The organism is Streptomyces sp. NBC_01478, assembly GCF_036227225.1.
Taxonomy (GTDB): Bacteria; Actinomycetota; Actinomycetes; order Streptomycetales; family Streptomycetaceae; genus Streptomyces.
This window is the reverse complement of sequence record NZ_CP109444.1, coordinates 4,732,703-4,750,151: the sequence shown is the minus strand read 5'-3', so window position 1 is coordinate 4,750,151 and position 17,449 is coordinate 4,732,703. Positions and strand designations below refer to the sequence as shown.

The window sequence follows — 17,449 nt, the reverse complement described above, 5'->3', positions numbered from 1 at the left end:
CGTTGCTCAGCCATGTCATTGGAAACCGACTGTCCCAGGCCCGACCGGCAAGGAGACCAAGCCCCGTGTCCGTCCTCTCGAAGATCATGCGTGCAGGCGAAGGCAAGATCCTGCGCAAGCTGCACCGCATCGCGGACCAGGTCAAGTCCATCGAAGAGGACTTCGTGGACCTCTCCGACGCCGAGCTGAAGGCCCTCACCGAGGAGTACAAGCAGCGCTACGCCGATGGTGAGACCCTGGACGACCTGCTGCCCGAGGCGTTCGCCACCGTGCGCGAGGCCGCCAAGCGTGTCCTCGGCCAGCGCCACTACGACGTGCAGATGATGGGCGGCGCCGCCCTGCACCTCGGCTATGTCGCCGAGATGAAGACCGGCGAGGGCAAGACCCTGGTCGGCACTCTGCCCGCGTATCTGAACGCCCTCTCCGGAGACGGCGTCCACATCATCACGGTCAACGACTACCTGGCCGAGCGCGACTCCGAGATGATGGGCCGGATCCACAAGTTCCTGGGCCTCGAGGTCGGCTGCATCCTCGCCAACATGACCCCGGCCCAGCGCCGCGAGCAGTACGCGTGCGACATCACCTACGGCACGAACAACGAGTTCGGCTTCGACTACCTGCGCGACAACATGGCGTGGTCGCAGGACGAACTGGTGCAGCGCGGCCACAACTTCGCGATCGTCGACGAGGTCGACTCCATCCTCATCGACGAGGCCCGTACGCCGCTGATCATCTCCGGCCCGGCCGACCAGGCCACCAAGTGGTACGGCGACTTCGCCAAGCTGGTCACCCGCCTGAAGAAGGGCGAGGCCGGCAACTCCCTCAAGGGCCTGGAGGAGACGGCCGACTACGACGTCGACGAGAAGAAGCGCACGGTCGCCATCCACGAGGCCGGTGTCAGCAAGGTCGAGGACTGGCTGGGCATCGACAACCTCTACGAGTCGGTGAACACCCCGTTGGTGGGCTACCTGAACAACGCCATCAAGGCCAAGGAGCTCTTCAAGAAGGACAAGGACTACGTCGTCATCGACGGCGAGGTCATGATCGTCGACGAGCACACCGGGCGTATCCTCGCCGGCCGCCGCTACAACGAGGGCATGCACCAGGCGATCGAGGCGAAGGAAGGGGTGGACATCAAGGACGAGAACCAGACCCTCGCCACGATCACCCTGCAGAACTTCTTCCGCCTCTACAGCAACCTCTCGGGCATGACCGGTACGGCGATGACCGAGGCCGCCGAATTCCACCAGATCTACAAGCTCGGCGTCGTCCCGATCCCGACCAACCGGCCGATGGTCCGCAAGGACCAGTCCGACCTGATCTACCGCACCGAGGTCGCGAAGTTCGAGGCGGTCGTCGACGACATCGCCGAGAAGCACGAGAAGGGCCAGCCGATCCTCGTCGGTACGACGTCGGTCGAGAAGTCCGAGTACCTCTCGCAGCAGCTCGCCAAGCGCGGTATCCAGCACGAGGTGCTGAACGCGAAGCAGCACGACCGCGAGGCGCCGATCATCGCCCAGGCCGGCCGCAAGGGTGCCGTGACGGTCGCCACCAACATGGCCGGCCGCGGTACGGACATCAAGCTCGGCGGCAACCCCGACGACCTCGCCGAGGCGGAGCTGCGCCAGCAGGGCCTCGACCCCGAGGAGCACATCGAGGAGTGGGCCCACGCCCTGCCCGCCGCGCTGGAGCGGGCCGAGCAGGCGGTCAAGGACGAGTTCGAGGAGGTCAAGGACCTCGGAGGCCTCTACGTCCTCGGTACCGAGCGGCACGAGTCGCGTCGTATCGACAACCAGTTGCGCGGTCGCTCCGGCCGTCAGGGCGACCCGGGCGAGTCCCGCTTCTACCTCTCCCTCGGCGACGACCTGATGCGGCTGTTCAAGGCCCAGATGGTCGAGCGCGTGATGTCGATGGCGAACGTCCCGGACGACGTGCCGATCGAGAACAAGATGGTCACGCGCGCGATCGCGTCCGCCCAGTCGCAGGTCGAGCAGCAGAACTTCGAGACCCGCAAGAACGTCCTCAAGTACGACGAGGTCCTCAACCGGCAGCGCGAGGTCATCTACGGCGAGCGCCGCCGCGTCCTGGAGGGCGAGGACCTCCAGGACCAGGTCGTGCACTTCATGGACGACACGATCGACGCGTACATCACCGCGGAGACCGCCGAGGGCTTCCCGGAGGACTGGGACCTCGACCGGCTGTGGGGCGCGTTCAAGCAGCTCTATCCGGTGAAGGTCACCGTGGAGGAGCTGGAGGAGGCGGCCGGGGACCGGGCCGGTCTGACCGCCGAGTTCATTTCCGAGTCCATCAAGGACGACATCCACGAGCAGTACAAGGAGCGCGAGGAGCAGCTCGGCTCCGAGATCATGCGTGAGCTGGAGCGCCGGGTCGTGCTGTCGGTCCTGGACCGCAAGTGGCGCGAGCACCTCTACGAGATGGACTACCTCCAGGAGGGCATCGGCCTGCGCGCGATGGCCCAGAAGGACCCGCTGGTCGAGTACCAGCGCGAGGGCTTCGACATGTTCACCGCCATGATGGACGGCATCAAGGAGGAGTCCGCCGGCTATCTGTTCAACCTGGAGGTCCAGGTCGAGCAGCAGGTCGAGGAAGTCCCCGTGGAGGACGACAAGCCGTCCCTCGACAAGGAGGACACGGTGCCCGCGCAGGCGAGCGCCCGTCCCGAGATCCGCGCCAAGGGGCTCGACGCCCCGCAGCGGCCGGACCGGCTGCACTTCTCCGCGCCCAGCGTGGACGGCGAGGGCGGCATCGTCGAGGGCGACTTCACCAGCGACGACGAGCCGGTGCGCTCCGAGGCGGACGGCCTCACGCGCGCGGAGCGCCGTAAGCAGGGGCGTCGGAGCAGCCGCCGTAAGAAGTGACGGTCGCTCTGTGGGGGTAGCTTCGCGGGGCCGCTCCGCGGCGTGGGGTTGCCCCGCTTCGTGGGTTCGCTCCGCGCGGGCGGCCCGCTTCGACGGGGTGGACCTGAGTGAGGGGTTGAGCTAGTCGGGGCCGCTTCCCGCGCGGAGTCCCCGTGCAGAGACCTTGAAGGGCCAGGCATCGTGAAGGCGCCTGGCCCTTCGGCGTGTGTGCGTGTGTCTTGTGTGGTGCGCGGGCGGGCGTGAGGGCGCGTTGCAGGCGGGGCGGGGCCGGGCGGGGAAGCGGGGTGCGACTGGGCGGCCCCGGTGCGGCGGGCGGCGGTTGCCTTGCCGGTGCCGGTGCCGGTGCCGGTGCCGGTGCCGGTGCCGGTGCCGGAGCCAGGGGGAGTGCCAGCCCCGACCTCAGCTCCAGCCCCTGCATCGGCCCCGTCCCCGTCCCGCCCCAGCTTCACTCGCCGCCAGCCGCCGTAGCCCCCGGACCCGGTACCGGCTCGGCGACCCTCGTCAACCCTCCTCAGTCGTCGTCCGAGCGCGGCGCGCGAGGGCCGCCCAGTTCCACCGCCGTGCAGCGCCAGCGGAGGTCCGCGCCCCGTTCCAGGCGGAAGGCCATGGCCCGTACCTGGTCACCCGCGCCGATGCGGGCGAAGGCCTCCACGGCGCCCGGGCGGGCGACGTAGTAGCCGATGTCGCGCACCACCGGGCGGGTGCCGCGGGTGGCTCGCAGGGGGCTGTGTTCGGCGAGCAGGGCCAGGTCGTCGTAGGCGCGGCCCGCGGTGTGCCGGAGCATCCAGTGGACGGGCCGCTGGCCGCTCAGCACGGCGAGGAGGCGGTCGGCGAAGAGATCGGTGGGGCGTGGCTGCGGAACCCGGCTGCGGGCGGCCTGGGTGGCCTGTGCGGGCACGGTGTGGGGTTCGGCGTGCGAGGTACGGGGCGCGGTTCGGTCTGCCACGGGAGTCGATGCCGTGGGGTTCGTGCGGTGGCTCGGCGTCGGTGTGGGCGGTGTAGTGGTCGCGTCCGTGTGCCTCGCCGGAGCCGCGCTCGCCGGCGCCTCGGCCGCAGGCGTCGTACTGGACGTTCCCCCGCCCTGGCCGCGAGGCGAACCCGTGCCGGGGCGGCGGGGGTCGCGGCGGGTCGGCGGGCGGGTCGGGGTGGGCTGGGCGGTCCTGTTCATGACCTTGTGCATGGGGGTCCCCGTGTGGTCGGCCCGGAATGTACCGGGAAGTAACTTCTGGTTGGGGATCTTGTACGGGGCCATGGGTGGGGGATGCAAGGACGTGGCGGGGCGGGTCGGAGGGTCCGGATTGTTCACTTATCCGAGTGATTAGTGGGCCCTTGAGCCCGTCACTGCAAGGGTGCCCCGGGTGAATTTCCGGCGTGGGGTGGACGCTTCCAGGGGTGCGGGTGGGGACTCGATAGGGGACCCGCGCACGTATCCTGAAGGCCCTCCCGGAGGCGCGGCACCGTCCTCCCCGAGGCACTCTCCGACTACGAAAGCGGCCAGCCATGCGCGTCTACGTCCCCCTGACCCTCTCCGGTCTCGCCGAGGCGTACAAGACGGGTGAGCTGGGGACAGGACCTTTCGTCGCGTACGCCGTGACGCCCGCGCTGCGCGAGTGGTACCTCTCCGACGACATCGAGGAGTTGGAGTACGCGGCGCTGAACCGGGCCGCGCTGGCCTCGCTGCGGCTGCTGGCGGCCGACCCCGAGGCGCCGCGCCGCCGGGTCGTGGTCGCCGTCGACGTGCCCGACGGCACCGCGCACGCCGACCCCGACCGCGGACTGGACCCGGCGGCGCTCGGCGAGGTGCGGGTCGGCGGAACGGCGTCGCTGGCCAAGGCGGCGGCCGTACACGTGGATCTCGGTGACGCGGAGGGCGATGTGAGCGCCGCAGCCGACGCGCTCGCGGCGGCGGAGCGAGGGGACGACGACGCGCAGTTCGTCGTGGACGGGGCCGAGGACCACGAGCTGCTCTGGTACGCGACGCAGGAGATCCCGAACCTCGTCGGGCTGGCCGACTGAGCCTGCCCGGTGCCGGAATGTGCCGGAATATGCCCGCTGACCTGCGGTTCTCTTGATTGTCAGTGGCGGCGGGTACCTTTTTTGGCATGGGGATGCAAGGAAGCGCGCACATCGTCTGGGACTGGAACGGCACGCTGTTCCACGACAATGACGCGGTCGTCGGCGCGACGAACGCGGCGTTCGCCGAGCTGGGGCTCAAGGCGATCACGATCGAGCAGTACCGGGCGCTGTACTGCGTGCCGGTGCCGAAGTTCTACGAGAGGCTGCTGGGGCGGCTGCCCACCGACGCCGAGTGGGAGGTCATGGATGACGTCTTCCATCGGTACTACGCCGAGCACCGGGTCACCTGCGGGCTGACCGAAGGCGCGGCGGAGCTGCTCGCCGGGTGGCGGACCGCGGGTCGCAGTCAGTCGATCCTCAGCATGTACGTCCATGACGAACTCATACCGTTGGTAAGGGAGTTCGGGATAGAGCCGCACTTCATACGGGTCGACGGGCGCACCGGGCCCTCCGGCGGCAGCAAGGCCGAGCACATGGTGCGGCACCTCGGGGCGCTGACCGGAGTGGATCCCGCGCGCACCGTGGTGATCGGGGACGCCACCGACGACGCGGTGGCCGCCCTGCATGTGGGCGCGCGGGCCGTGCTCTACACCGGCGGTTCGCACAGCCGGGCCAGCCTCGAGGCCGTGGGCGTACCCGTGGTGGACTCGCTGGCGGAGGCCGTCGCGGAGGCGGAGCGGCTGGCGGCGTGAGCGTGAGCTGCCGGTCGGTGTGACAGGGCACGGTGCCCCGGGCGGACACCGCGCCCGGAGTTCATGTCACCGGCGCCTTCGCCCGCAGCACTGTGAGGAACTCCCGCATCCAGCCGGGGTGATCAGGCCAAGCGCGGGCGGAGACCAGCGTGCCGTCGACCACCGTCTCGGCGTCCTGGAAGGTCGCGCCGGCGGACTGCATGTCGAGTTCGAGCGCCGGGTAGGCGGTGACGCGCCGGCCGCGCAGGCCGTCGATCGCGGCGGTGAGCAGGGGGCCGTGGCAGATCTGGGCCACGGGCTTGTCCGTGTCGAAGAAGGACTTGAGGATCTTGCGGAGTTCGGGATCGTTGCGGAGGTACTCGGGGGCCCGTCCGCCGGGGATGACGAGGGCCGCGTACTGGCCGGGATCGACCTCCGAGAAGGCGAGATCGGCGGGCCAGGTGTAGCCGGGCTTCTCGGTGTAGGTGTCGAAGCCGGGTTCGAAGTCATGGACGACGAACTGCAGCTTCTTGCGCTCGGGAGCCGCGATGTGGACCTCGTAGCCCTCCTCGCGCAGGCGCTGGTAGGGATAGAGGACTTCCAGCGACTCCGCTGCGTCGCCGGTGACGATGAGGATCTTCGCTGTCATGTCGGTGCGCTCCTCTGTGGCCGTGACATGCGTCTGAGCTGCGTCGGGTGCCGTGGGGCTCATGAGCTCAAGGCCTCAAGCACGCGCGCAAGGCCTCAAGCGCTCAAGCCGTCATGAGCAGGGCGTCATGAGCAAGGCGTCAAGGGCAACGTGCCGCGTGCCGGGGTGCTTGCCAAGGGGCCTCGCGGCCCGGACATCGCCACCACTGACACCCACCACCACCGCCTCCACCGGCACTGTCCCGACTGCCTGTGAATACGACGATTTCACGCTCTGCGCCCCTGTGCATAACGTCAAAGTTCCACCCTCGGTTTGTACACATCCGGCTCGTGACGAGCCCCCGGTGAGGAGAGATAGCCTTGTGGCGTGATCAGCGCGATATTTCGCGGGGGCATCGTCGCCCCTGCTCCGCGCCCGGCGACCACGGACGACATCCGTGACCGGGCGGCGGTCGCTGGTCCCAGGGTCCGCGCAGCAGGCCCACGCGGGCGGGACGGAGCTCCAAGGGCTCCCAGGACGCCGTGCACACCCCGGGTACCGACGCGACAGAGAGCAGCGTCACACCCTTCGGGCGTGCCGAAAATGGCTGATAACCCACCGCTCATCTCACCTTGCGGCATAGCGTCTGAGCAGACCGGACACCCCGGGCCGTGGCGTCGAGCCGCAGGGGAAGACACCGAACTTCCTTCTACGTCACGCAACGGCGCGCGACAGGAGCCAGAGGACAATGCAGACCAAGCTGGACGAAGCAAAGGCCGAGTTGCTCGAGAGGGCTGCTCGGGTAGCTGAGAACAGCCCGGTCGGGGGGCACCTACCCACCGGGACGACGGACAAGAGCACTCCGGACCAGGAGACCGTGCTCGCGTTCCTCCAGCGCTACTACCTGCACACCGCCCCGGAGGACCTCGCGGACCGCGACCCGGTCGATGTCTTCGGTGCCGCCTTCTCCCACTACCGGCTGGCCGAGACCCGACCCCAGGGCACGGCGAACGTACGGGTGCACACCCCGACGGTGGAGGAGAACGGCTGGACGTGCAGCCACACCGTCGTCGAGGTCGTCACCGACGACATGCCCTTCCTCGTCGACTCCGTGACCAACGAACTGACCCGCCAGAGCCGGGGCATCCACGTCGTCATCCACCCGCAGATCGTCGTCCGCCGCGACCTCACCGGCAAGCTCATCGAGGTGCTCACCACCCCGCCCACCGGCGAGCTGCCGCACGACGCGCACATCGAGTCCTGGATCCACGTCCAGATCGACCGCGAGACCGACCGCGCCGACCTGAAGCAGATCACCGCCGACCTGCTGCGCGTCCTGTCCGACGTCCGCGAGGCCGTCGAGGACTGGGAGAAGATGCGCGACCTGGCCCTGCGGATGGCCGACGAGCTGCCCGCCGAGCCGACCGCCTCCGACCTGCCCTCCAATGAGGTCGGGGAGGCCCGCGAGCTGCTGCGCTGGCTGGCGGCCGACCACTTCACCTTCCTCGGCTACCGCGAGTACCAGCTCCGCGAGGACGACTCCCTCGCCGCCGTCCCCGGCACCGGCCTCGGCATCCTGCGCGCCGACCCGCAGCACGCCGGCGAGGACAGCCACCCGGTGAGCCCGTCCTTCGAGCGGCTCCCGGCCGACGCCCGGGCCAAGGCCCGCGAGCACAAGCTCCTCGTCCTCACGAAGGCCAACAGCCGCTCCACGGTGCACCGTCCGTCGTACCTCGACTACGTGGGTGTGAAGAAGTTCGACGAGAACGGTGAGGTCGTCGGCGAGCGCCGCTTCCTGGGCCTGTTCTCCTCCGCCGCCTACACCGAGTCCGTCCGCCGGGTCCCGGTGATCCGGCGCAGGGTCGACGAAGTGCTGGAGGGTGCCGGCTTCTCGCCCAACAGCCATGACGGGCGCGACCTGCTGCAGATCCTGGAGACGTACCCGCGCGACGAGCTGTTCCAGACCCCGGTCGACGAACTCCGGTCCATCGTCACGTCCGTGCTCTACCTCCAGGAACGCCGGCGGCTGCGCCTGTACCTGCGCCAGGACGAGTACGGCCGCTACTACTCGGCCCTCGTGTACCTCCCGCGCGACCGCTACACCACCGGCGTGCGCCTGCGGATCATCGACATCCTTAAAGAAGAGCTCGACGGCATCAGCGTCGACTTCACGGCCTGGAACACCGAGTCGATCCTGTCCCGGCTGCACTTCGTGGTCCGCGTCCCGCAGGGCACCGAACTGCCGGAGCTGTCCGACGCCGACAAGGACCGCATCGAGGCCCGCCTGGTCGAGGCCGCCCGCTCCTGGGCCGACGGTTTCGGCGAGGCGCTGAACGCGGAGTGCGGCGAGGAGCGCGCCGCCGAACTGCTGCGCAGCTACGGCAACGCCTTCCCCGAGGGCTACAAGGCGGACCACTCCCCGCGCGCCGCCGTCGCCGACCTGGTCCACCTCGAACAGCTCACCGAGGAGCAGGCCTTCGCGCTCAGCCTCTACGAGCCGGTGGGCGCCGCCCCCGACGAGCGCCGCTTCAAGATCTACCGCAAGGGCGCCTCGGTCTCCCTCTCCGCCGTGCTGCCGGTCCTCAGCCGCCTCGGCGTCGAGGTCGTGGACGAGCGGCCGTACGAACTGCGCTGCTCGAACCGTACGACGGCGTGGATCTACGACTTCGGGCTGCGGATGCCCAAGTCGCAGAACGGCAACGGGGATTCCCTCGGGGAGAACGGCCGCGAGCGGTTCCAGGAGGCGTTCGCCGCGACCTGGACCGGGCAGGCCGAGAACGACGGGTTCAACGCGCTGGTGCTGAGCGCCGGGATCGACTGGCGGCAGGCGATGGTGCTGCGGGCGTACGCCAAGTACCTGCGGCAGGCCGGTTCGACCTTCAGCCAGGACTACATGGAGGACACCCTCCGCAACAACGTCCACACCACCCGGCTGCTCGTCTCCCTGTTCGAGGCGCGGATGTCGCCGGACCGGCAGCGCGCCGGACGCGAGATCGTGGACGCCCTCCTCGAAGAAGTCGACGCGGCCCTCGACCAGGTGGCGAGCCTCGACGAGGACCGCATCCTGCGGTCCTTCCTGACCGTCATCAAGGCGACCCTGCGCACCAACTTCTTCCAGGAAGCGCTCGGCGGGCACGCGCACGCGTACGTCTCGATGAAGTTCGACCCGCAGGCCATCCCGGACCTGCCGGCGCCGCGACCGGCGTACGAGATCTGGGTGTACTCGCCGCGCGTCGAGGGCGTGCACCTGCGCTTCGGCAAGGTCGCGCGCGGCGGGCTGCGCTGGTCGGACCGGCGGGAGGACTTCCGTACGGAGATCCTCGGCCTGGTCAAGGCGCAGATGGTGAAGAACACCGTCATCGTGCCGGTCGGCGCCAAGGGCGGCTTCGTCGCCAAGCAGTTGCCGGACCCGAGCGTGGACCGGGACGCGTGGCTGGCCGAGGGCATCGCCAGCTACAAGATGTTCATCTCGGCGCTGCTCGACATCACCGACAACCTGGTGGCCGGCGAGGTCGTCCCTCCGGCGGACGTGGTCCGGCACGACGAGGACGACACCTACCTGGTGGTCGCCGCCGACAAGGGCACCGCGACCTTCTCGGACATCGCCAACGGAGTGGCCGAGAGCTACAACTTCTGGCTCGGTGACGCCTTCGCCTCCGGCGGCAGCGCGGGCTACGACCACAAGAAGATGGGCATCACCGCGCGCGGTGCCTGGGAGTCCGTCAAGCGGCACTTCCGGGAGCTGGGCGTCGACACGCAGAGCGAGGACTTCACGGTCGTCGGCGTCGGTGACATGTCCGGTGACGTGTTCGGCAACGGCATGCTGCTCAGCGAGCACATCCGCCTGGTCGCGGCCTTCGACCACCGGCACATCTTCCTCGACCCGACCCCGGACGCGGCCGTCTCGTACGCCGAGCGGCGCCGCATGTTCGAGCTGCCGCGCTCCAGTTGGGCCGACTACAACACCGACCTGCTGTCGACGGGTGGTGGCGTCTTCCCGCGTACGGCCAAGGCGATCCCGGTCAACGCCCACGTCCGCGAGGCCCTCGGCATCGAGGACAAGGTCGCCAAGATGACGCCGGCCGACCTGATGAAGGCGATCCTCAAGTCGCGGGTCGACCTGCTGTGGAACGGCGGCATCGGGACGTACGTCAAGGCCAGTACGGAGTCCCACGCGGACGTCGGTGACAAGGCCAACGACGCGATCCGGGTCGACGGCGCCGACCTGCGCGTCAAGGTCGTCGGCGAGGGCGGCAACCTGGGCCTGACCCAGCTCGGCCGGATCGAGTTCGCCCAGCAGGGTGGCAAGATCAACACGGACGCGATCGACAACAGCGCGGGCGTGGACACCTCCGACCACGAGGTGAACATCAAGATCCTGCTCAACGGCCTGGTCACCGACGGCGACATGACCGTCAAGCAGCGCAACAAGATCCTCGCCGAGATGACCGACGAGGTCGGCGCGCTCGTCCTGCGCAACAACTACGCGCAGAACACCGCGATCGCCAACGCGCTCGCCCAGTCCAAGGACATGCTCCACGCCCAGCAGCGCTTCCTGCGCACCCTGGTCCGCGAGGGCCACCTCGACCGGGCGCTGGAGTTCCTGCCCACCGACCGCCAGATCCGTGAACGCCTCGCCCAGGGACAGGGGTTGACCAGTCCCGAGACGGCCGTGCTCCTGGCGTACACGAAGATCACGGTCGCCGACGAGCTGCTGCACACCACGCTGCCCGACGACCCCTACCTGCGCACGCTGCTGCACGCCTACTTCCCGACCGCGCTGCGCGAGAAGTTCGCCGAGCAGATCGACACCCACGCGCTGCACCGCGAGATCGTCACCACGGTCCTCGTCAACGACACGGTCAACACCGGCGGTACGAGCTTCCTGCACCGCCTCCGTGAGGAGACCGGGGCCTCCCTGGAGGAGATCGTCCGGGCGCAGACCGCGGCCCGCGCCATCTTCGACGCGGCCGAGGTGTGGGACGGCGTGGAGGCCCTCGACAACACCGTCGAGGCACCCGTCCAGACCCGCATCCGCCTGCACTCGCGCCGGCTGTGCGAGCGCGGCACCCGCTGGCTGCTCAACAACCGGCCGCAGCCGCTCCAACTCGCCGAGACCGTCGAGTTCTTCGGCGAGCGCGTCGAGCAAGTGTGGTCCCAGCTCCCCAAGTTGCTGCGCGGCGCGGACCTGGACTGGTACCAGCAGATCTACGACGAGCTGACCGGCGCCGGCGTCCCCGCCGAACTCGCCACCCGCGTGGCCGGGTTCTCCTCCGCCTTCCCGGCGCTCGACATCGTCTCGGTGGCCGACCGCACGGGCAAGGACCCGATGGACGTCGCCGAGGTCTACTACGACCTCGCCGACCGCCTCCACATCACCCAACTCATGGACCGCATCATCGAGTTGCCCCGCGCCGACCGCTGGCAGTCCATGGCCCGCGCCTCCATCCGCGAGGACCTGTACGCGGCCCACGCGGCCCTCACCGCGGACATCCTCACGTCCGGCAACGGCACTTCGACCCCCGAGCAGCGCTTCATCGCGTGGGAGAAGAAGAACAGCGCGATCCTCGGCCGCGCCCGCACCACCCTGGACGAGATCCAGGGCTCGGAGATGTTCGACCTGGCCAACCTGTCGGTGGCGATGCGCACCATGCGCACCCTGCTGCGGACGCATTCGTAGTCCCCACGGCCGTCGCGGCGTAGTCCCTACGACCGTCTCGGCGTGATCTCTACGACGACAAAGGCGCCCCGGGCCGCAATGGCCCGGGGCGCCTTTTCATGGGGTGCCTTAGGGGTAATCAGGAGGAGCGCTTACTCTGCCCGGCTAAGCCTTGAGACGTGACTCCGAACCTCACCGAGGAACGCGCGACCGCCGCCCCCGTACGGCTGGTGCGCAAGGTGGTCCTGGAAGTCGTGAAATTCGGGATCGTCGGCGGCAGCGGCGTCCTCGTCAACTTCGCGGTCTTCAACGCCCTGCTGCACGGCCTGCGTTGGCCCGCGATGCCCGCGACCGTCCTGGCCAGTTGCGTGGCGATGGGCGCCAACTACCTCGGCTTCCGCTACTACACCTACCGCGACCGCGACGCCCCCGGCGCCCGCCGCATCGCCCTGTTCTTCGTCTTCAGCGGCATCGGCGTGGCCATGGAGAGCGGCCTCTTCTACGTCGGCTACCACGGCCTGGGCCTTCACGGTCCGCTCGGGGCGAATGCCGTGAAGGCCCTGTCGATCGTGCTCGCGTCCGCGTTCCGCTTCCTGGTGTACCGCACCTGGGTGTTCCAGGACGAGGACCTTGACCTCTGACCTCTAGGCGACCTGTCCCGCCGGGGTCGCAGCCGGGGCCTTGGGCTTGTCGGCGCCGCCCGTGAAGGCCTCGTACGCCTCCAGGACCTCCTCCGTCGGCCCGTCCATCCGCAGCTCGCCGCGCTCCAGCCACAGGACGCGGTCGCAGGTGTCGCGGATCGACTTGTTGTTGTGGCTGACGAGGAAGACCGTGCCCGCGTGCTTGCGCAGCTCGCGGATCCGCTCCTCCGAACGCCGCTGGAACGACCGGTCGCCCGTCGCCAGCGCCTCGTCGATCAGCAGGACGTCGTGGTCCTTGGCGGCGGCGATGGAGAAGCGCAGCCGGGCACCCATGCCGGAGGAGTACGTCCGCATCGGGAGGGTGATGAAGTCGCCCTTCTCGTTGATGCCGGAGAAGTCGACGATGCCCTGGTAGCGCTCCTTGACCTGCTCCCGGGACATGCCCATGGCCAGGCCGCCGAGGTACACGTTGCGCTCGCCGGTCAGGTCGCCCATCAGGGCCGCGTTGACGCCGAGGAGGGAGGGCTGGCCGTGCGTGTAGATGCGGCCGTTCTCGACCGGGAGCAGGCCCGCGACCGCCTTGAGCAGGGTCGACTTGCCGGAGCCGTTGGTGCCGATGAGCCCGATCGCCTCGCCCTTGTAGGCGACGAAGGACACCTTCTTGACCGCGTGCACCTTGCGGACGCCCGCCGCCTTCTCGGCCTTCTCGCGGCGCAGCATGCGGTTGAGGGCGGCGGTCGCGGAGCCGCGTCCGGCGCCGGTTCCGTTGACCCGGTAGATGATGTCGACGCCGTCGCAGACGACGGTGGGGATGGTGCTGTCCGCGGCCACGGGGGTCCGCTCGGTGTGGTACTCGATGGTCTGCTCAGCCACGGCCGTACGTCTCCTCAGCCTTCCAGAAGTAGATGAAGCCGCCGACTCCGGCGATCAGCGCCCAGCCCAGTGCGGCCGGCCACACGTGCGGGGGAAGCTGGCTGGAGTGGAAGCTGTCGATCAGCGAGTAGCGCATCAGGTCGATGTAGACGGCCGCCGGGTTGGTCTCCAGGGCGAGCGTCACGAGGTGCGGCAGGTGGTCCTTGCTGGTCAGCTTGTCGATGCTCCACATGACGCCGGAGACGTACATCCAGGTGCGCAGCACGAACGGCATCAACTGCGCGATGTCCGGCGTCTTCGCACCCATTCGGGCCATGATCATCGAGACGCCCGCGTTGAACGTGAACTGCAGCACCAGCACCGGGACCGCCATCAGCCAGGAGAAGCTGATCGGCACACCGAAGCAGAGCAGGATCACGACCAGGGCGGCCATCGAGAACAGCAACTGCTGGAGCTGTTGCAGCGCGAACGAGATCGGCAGCGCGGCCCGCGGGAAGTGCAGGGCCCGTACGAGGCCGAGGTTGCCGGAGATCGCCCGGGTGCCCGCCATGATCGAGCTCTGCGTGAACGTCCAGATGAACACGCCCGTCACCAGGAACGGGATGTAGTCCGGGACGCCGCGCTTGGTGCCCAGCAGGATGCCGAAGATGAAGTAGTACACCGCCGCGTTCAACAGCGGCGTCATCACCTGCCAGATCTGGCCCAGCTTCGCCTGGCTGTACTGCGCGGTCAGCTTGGCGGTGGCGAAGGCGGTGATGAAGTGGCGGCGCTCCCACAACTGGCGGACGTACTCGCGCAGGGAGGGGCGGGCGCCACTGACGGTGAGGCCGTGGCGGGCGGCGAGCGCCGCAAGGTCGTCTTCGTCGGCCGGAGCCGGCGAATGGGGCGGTGTGTGGAGGACCTGGCTCACATCCGCTGCTTTCGCTCGGGGGGAGGGGTGCGTGCGTCCGGCTGCCGTGTCCCGTCGTCCGACGTTTCCTTACGCTTCTCTTTACGTTCTCTTACGTCGGGACGGGACCGTATCGTCGCAACGTGAGCGTAGGCCGATTCGGCGTCGGAACGCAACCGTTTCGTCGTGACGGGTGTGACGGGGTCGTTAGGTTTTGGGGCGGGACGGGGGTGTTGCGTCGATACGGTCTGGGAGGGGTGGGGTGTTGGGGTGCGGGGTGTTGTGAGGGCGCGGGGTGTCGGGGCGTGGGTGGGACGGTGCGGGTGCGTCGTGGGGACGGAGTGGTTGTGTCGTCAGGACGAGACGGTCGCGTCGTGACGTGCAGCCGGCCAGCCCGACCTCCAGCCCGCCACTCGCCCGCGTTACGACGAACCCGTTTCGTCGCAACGCACCCCGCGTCGGAACGCAACCGTTTCGTCGCAACGCCCCTATGCTTGGGCTATGACGACGAACGCCGACGAGCCCCAGACACGTCAGCGCCGCCGCACCCCCGCAGGGGCGGCCGTACTCCGCGAGGATGTGACCGAAGCCATTCGGGCGGCGGTCTTCGAGGAGTTGGCGGCGGTCGGATATGCCCGGATGTCCATCGAGGGGATCGCGCGGCGGGCGGGAGTGGGCAAGACGGCGGTGTACCGCCGCTGGCGTTCGAAGCTGCACCTGGTGCTCGACGTGGTGTCGGCGATCGCGGTGTTGGGGCTGCCGACGCCGGACACCGGTTCGCTGGAGGGCGACCTGCGGATGCTGTACGAGGTGACGTCACGGGCGTTGCGTCACCCCGTCGCCTCGCAGGTCATCCCGGACCTCCAGGCCGAGGCGGCCCGCAACCCCGAGATCGCCGACGCCATGCAGAAGGCGCTGCGGGAGGGCCAGGAGGGCGTGGCCAGCAAGATCCTGGCGGCGGCGGAGCGGCGTGGCGAGATCCGCCCCGGCATGGACGACGACCTGGCCCTGGACCTGATCTCCGGCCCCCTGTACTGGCGTGCGGTGGTGATCCGCAGCCCGAAGCTGCCGAAGGGGTACCTGGGGGCGCTGGCCCGGGCGACCACCGAGGGACTCAAGGCGCTGTAGGTCTCGCCCGACTCGGCGAGTCAGTCGTCCTGCCGGTCCAACCGCCGCGCCAGTTCCCCGAGTTCGGCCGCCCGCAGCACCCGCCCGCCGAATCCAGGCAGCGGTACGTGCAAGGCCGCGCTCCAGCGCTCGGGAATCGCCCCGCTCCCGTACACCGCCCCGGCGAGGCCGCCCGTCACGGCGGCGACGGTGTCCGTGTCGCCGCCGAGGTCGATCGCGGCGCGTACGGCGTCCTCGTACGAGGAAGTAGTCCGCAGGGCCCAGACGGCGGAGGCGAGGCAGGGCCAGACGGCGCCGTTGAACTCCGTTGCCCTGTCGGGGTGCCAGTCCGGGGCGAGGACGACGCCGTAGCGCTCCCGGTGGTCGGGGTGGACGGACCGCAGGGTCTCCGCGACGGCGTCGAGGGGGTCGCCGCCGTCCAGCGCGACGCGCACCAACTCGTGGAAGACGGCGGTGCCTTCCCAGGCCGCGCGGTCTCCGTGGGTGAGTGCGGCGATGCGGCGGGCGGCGTTCATCGTGGCGTCGCGGCCCGCGTGCGCGAAGTACACCGACGACGGCGCGGCGCGCATCAACGCACCGTTCCCGGCGCCCCGTTGGCTGGTCTGGAAGTGGAGCGCGGCGGCCAGGTCCCAGGGGTCGCCGCCGGTCAGTACGGCCTCGGTCTGAAGGCCGATGTCCTTGGGGTCGGAGTTCGCCCAGCGCCGGAACCGCCCGAACATGTCCGGGAGTTGGAGTCCGCCGCACTCCAGCAGCGACTCCGCGACGAGTACGGCCATCTGCGTGTCGTCGGTGGCCTCGCCCGGGTCCCAGCCGCCGCCCCCGCACATCTCGCCGCCGTGGTCGGGGACCGGGAAGCGGGCGGAGAAGGCGCCTTCGGGGCCGAATTCGAAGGGTGCGCCGAGAGCGTCGCCGACGGCGGAGCCGAGGACGGTGCCCAGGGCGCGTTCCGCTCTGGTGTGGCTGTCCATCAGGCCCTTGCGGCTCCGGGATGCAGCCGCACCCACCCCTCCCACGCCGACGCGATCATGTCCTGGACGTCGTGCTTGGCCTTCCAGCCCAGTTCGGTGGTGATGCGGTCGGCGGAGGCGACGACGCGGGCCGGGTCGCCGGGGCGGCGGGGACGGACGGTCGGGGGACGGTCGTAGCCGGTGATCGCGTTGATGCGGTCGATCATCTCGCGGACCGAAACGCCTTCCCCGCGGCCGATGTTGAGGGTGAGGGCGCGGCCGGGGGAGGCCTGGAGGGCGCGGGCGGCCGCGACGTGGGCCTCGGCCAGGTCCACGACGTGGATGTAGTCGCGGACGCAGGTGCCGTCCGGGGTGGCGTAGTCGTCGCCGAAGATGCGCGGCGGTGCGTCCTCGGTGAGCTTCTCGAAGACCATGGGGACGAGGTTGAAGACCCCCGTGTCCGCGAGTTCGGGACTCGCGGCGCCGGCCACGTTGAAGTAGCGCAGGGAGGCCGTGGACAGGCCGGTCGCGCGGCCCGTCGCGCGGACCAGCCACTCGCCGGCGAGCTTGGTCTCGCCGTACGGCGACATCGGCACGCAGGGCGTCTCCTCGGTCACCAGGTCCACGTCGGGCATGCCGTAGACGGCCGCCGAGGACGAGAAGACGAAGGACGGGACGCCGGCCGTGGTGACCGCCTCCAGGAGGACGCGCAGGCCCTCGACGTTCTCCCTGTAGTAGTGCAACGGCAGGTCGACCGACTCGCCGACCTGCTTCTTCGCGGCCAGATGGACGACTCCGGTGACGTCCTGGTCGGCGAGGGTGCGGGCCAGCCCTTCCGCGTCCAGGGTCGAACCCACCACCAGGGGCACGCCGTCGGGCACGCGCGCGGCGATGCCGGTGGACAGGTCGTCGTAGACGACCGCCTGTTCGCCCGCCTCGGTCATCGCCCTCACGACGTGTGCCCCGATGTAGCCGGCGCCGCCGGTGATCAGCCAGGTCATGTGCGGTCGTCCCCTCCGTCACTGGATGCCATGAGATCCGTGTTCGGGGTTCAGTCA

General features: G+C 69.5%; 12 protein-coding genes. 6 read left to right on the top strand and 6 right to left on the bottom strand.

All coding sequences use genetic code 11. The features are described 5' to 3' along the window. The first annotated feature begins 65 nt into the window (after nt 1-65). Nucleotides 66-2,879: a preprotein translocase subunit SecA gene (gene secA / locus OG223_RS21290; protein WP_329250885.1), complete on the top strand. Its 2,814-nt coding sequence runs from the start codon at nt 66-68 to the stop codon at nt 2,877-2,879. A gap of 511 nt (nt 2,880-3,390) precedes the next feature. On the opposite strand, the gene OG223_RS21285 is transcribed toward secA, so the two are convergent. After that, complete coding sequence (locus tag OG223_RS21285) at nt 3,391-4,059, bottom strand: Rv3235 family protein (protein ID WP_443073730.1); 669 nt, start codon at nt 4,057-4,059, stop codon at nt 3,391-3,393. Nucleotides 4,060-4,379: 320 nt separating this feature from the next. Between OG223_RS21285 and OG223_RS21280 the strand changes: the two genes are divergently transcribed. Both OG223_RS21280 and OG223_RS21275 read left to right on the top strand, forming a co-directional pair. Next, the gene (locus tag OG223_RS21280) at nt 4,380-4,895 is read left to right on the top strand and encodes a DUF6912 family protein (RefSeq protein WP_329250881.1); all 516 of its coding nucleotides are present in this window, start codon (nt 4,380-4,382) and stop codon (nt 4,893-4,895) included. Nucleotides 4,896-4,981: 86 nt separating this feature from the next. Continuing rightward, on the top strand, nt 4,982-5,647 hold the full coding sequence (locus OG223_RS21275) for an HAD family hydrolase (RefSeq protein WP_329250879.1): 666 nt from the start codon (nt 4,982-4,984) through the stop codon (nt 5,645-5,647). Between the two features lie 61 nt (nt 5,648-5,708). On the opposite strand, the gene OG223_RS21270 is transcribed toward OG223_RS21275, so the two are convergent. Continuing rightward, nucleotides 5,709-6,275: a DJ-1/PfpI family protein gene (locus OG223_RS21270; protein ID WP_329250876.1), complete on the bottom strand. Its 567-nt coding sequence runs from the start codon at nt 6,273-6,275 to the stop codon at nt 5,709-5,711. A 727-nt stretch (nt 6,276-7,002) separates the two neighbouring features. Here OG223_RS21270 and OG223_RS21265 point away from each other — a divergent pair. Both OG223_RS21265 and OG223_RS21260 read left to right on the top strand, forming a co-directional pair. Further along, nucleotides 7,003-11,934 carry an NAD-glutamate dehydrogenase gene (locus tag OG223_RS21265; protein ID WP_329250874.1) on the top strand — a complete coding sequence of 1,644 codons (4,932 nt, stop codon included), beginning with the start codon at nt 7,003-7,005 and terminating at the stop codon, nt 11,932-11,934. Nucleotides 11,935-12,092: 158 nt separating this feature from the next. Then, the gene (locus OG223_RS21260) at nt 12,093-12,554 is read left to right on the top strand and encodes a GtrA family protein (RefSeq protein WP_329250871.1); all 462 of its coding nucleotides are present in this window, start codon (nt 12,093-12,095) and stop codon (nt 12,552-12,554) included. A gap of 3 nt (nt 12,555-12,557) precedes the next feature. Here the strand turns inward: OG223_RS21260 and OG223_RS21255 are convergent, their stop codons facing one another. Further along, on the bottom strand, nt 12,558-13,427 hold the full coding sequence (locus OG223_RS21255) for an ABC transporter ATP-binding protein (RefSeq protein ID WP_329250870.1): 870 nt from the start codon (nt 13,425-13,427) through the stop codon (nt 12,558-12,560). Further along, nucleotides 13,420-14,337 (bottom strand): ABC transporter permease, encoded by a 918-nt coding sequence (locus OG223_RS21250; protein WP_329250867.1) that lies wholly within the window; start codon nt 14,335-14,337, stop codon nt 13,420-13,422. The genes OG223_RS21255 and OG223_RS21250 overlap by 8 nt, the downstream gene beginning before the upstream one ends. Nucleotides 14,338-14,817: 480 nt before the next feature. On the opposite strand from OG223_RS21250, the gene OG223_RS21245 reads away from it, so the two are divergent. Continuing rightward, nucleotides 14,818-15,444 (top strand): TetR/AcrR family transcriptional regulator, encoded by a 627-nt coding sequence (locus OG223_RS21245; protein WP_329250864.1) that lies wholly within the window; start codon nt 14,818-14,820, stop codon nt 15,442-15,444. Nucleotides 15,445-15,464: 20 nt separating this feature from the next. Here the strand turns inward: OG223_RS21245 and OG223_RS21240 are convergent, their stop codons facing one another. Continuing rightward, entirely contained in the window at nt 15,465-16,412 is a 948-nt protein-coding gene (locus OG223_RS21240; protein ID WP_329250861.1) for an ADP-ribosylglycohydrolase family protein, read from the bottom strand. Continuing rightward, on the bottom strand, nt 16,412-17,392 hold the full coding sequence (gene galE / locus OG223_RS21235; protein ID WP_329250859.1) for a UDP-glucose 4-epimerase GalE: 981 nt from the start codon (nt 17,390-17,392) through the stop codon (nt 16,412-16,414). The genes OG223_RS21240 and galE overlap by 1 nt, the downstream gene beginning before the upstream one ends. Between the last annotated feature and the right edge of the window lie 57 nt (nt 17,393-17,449).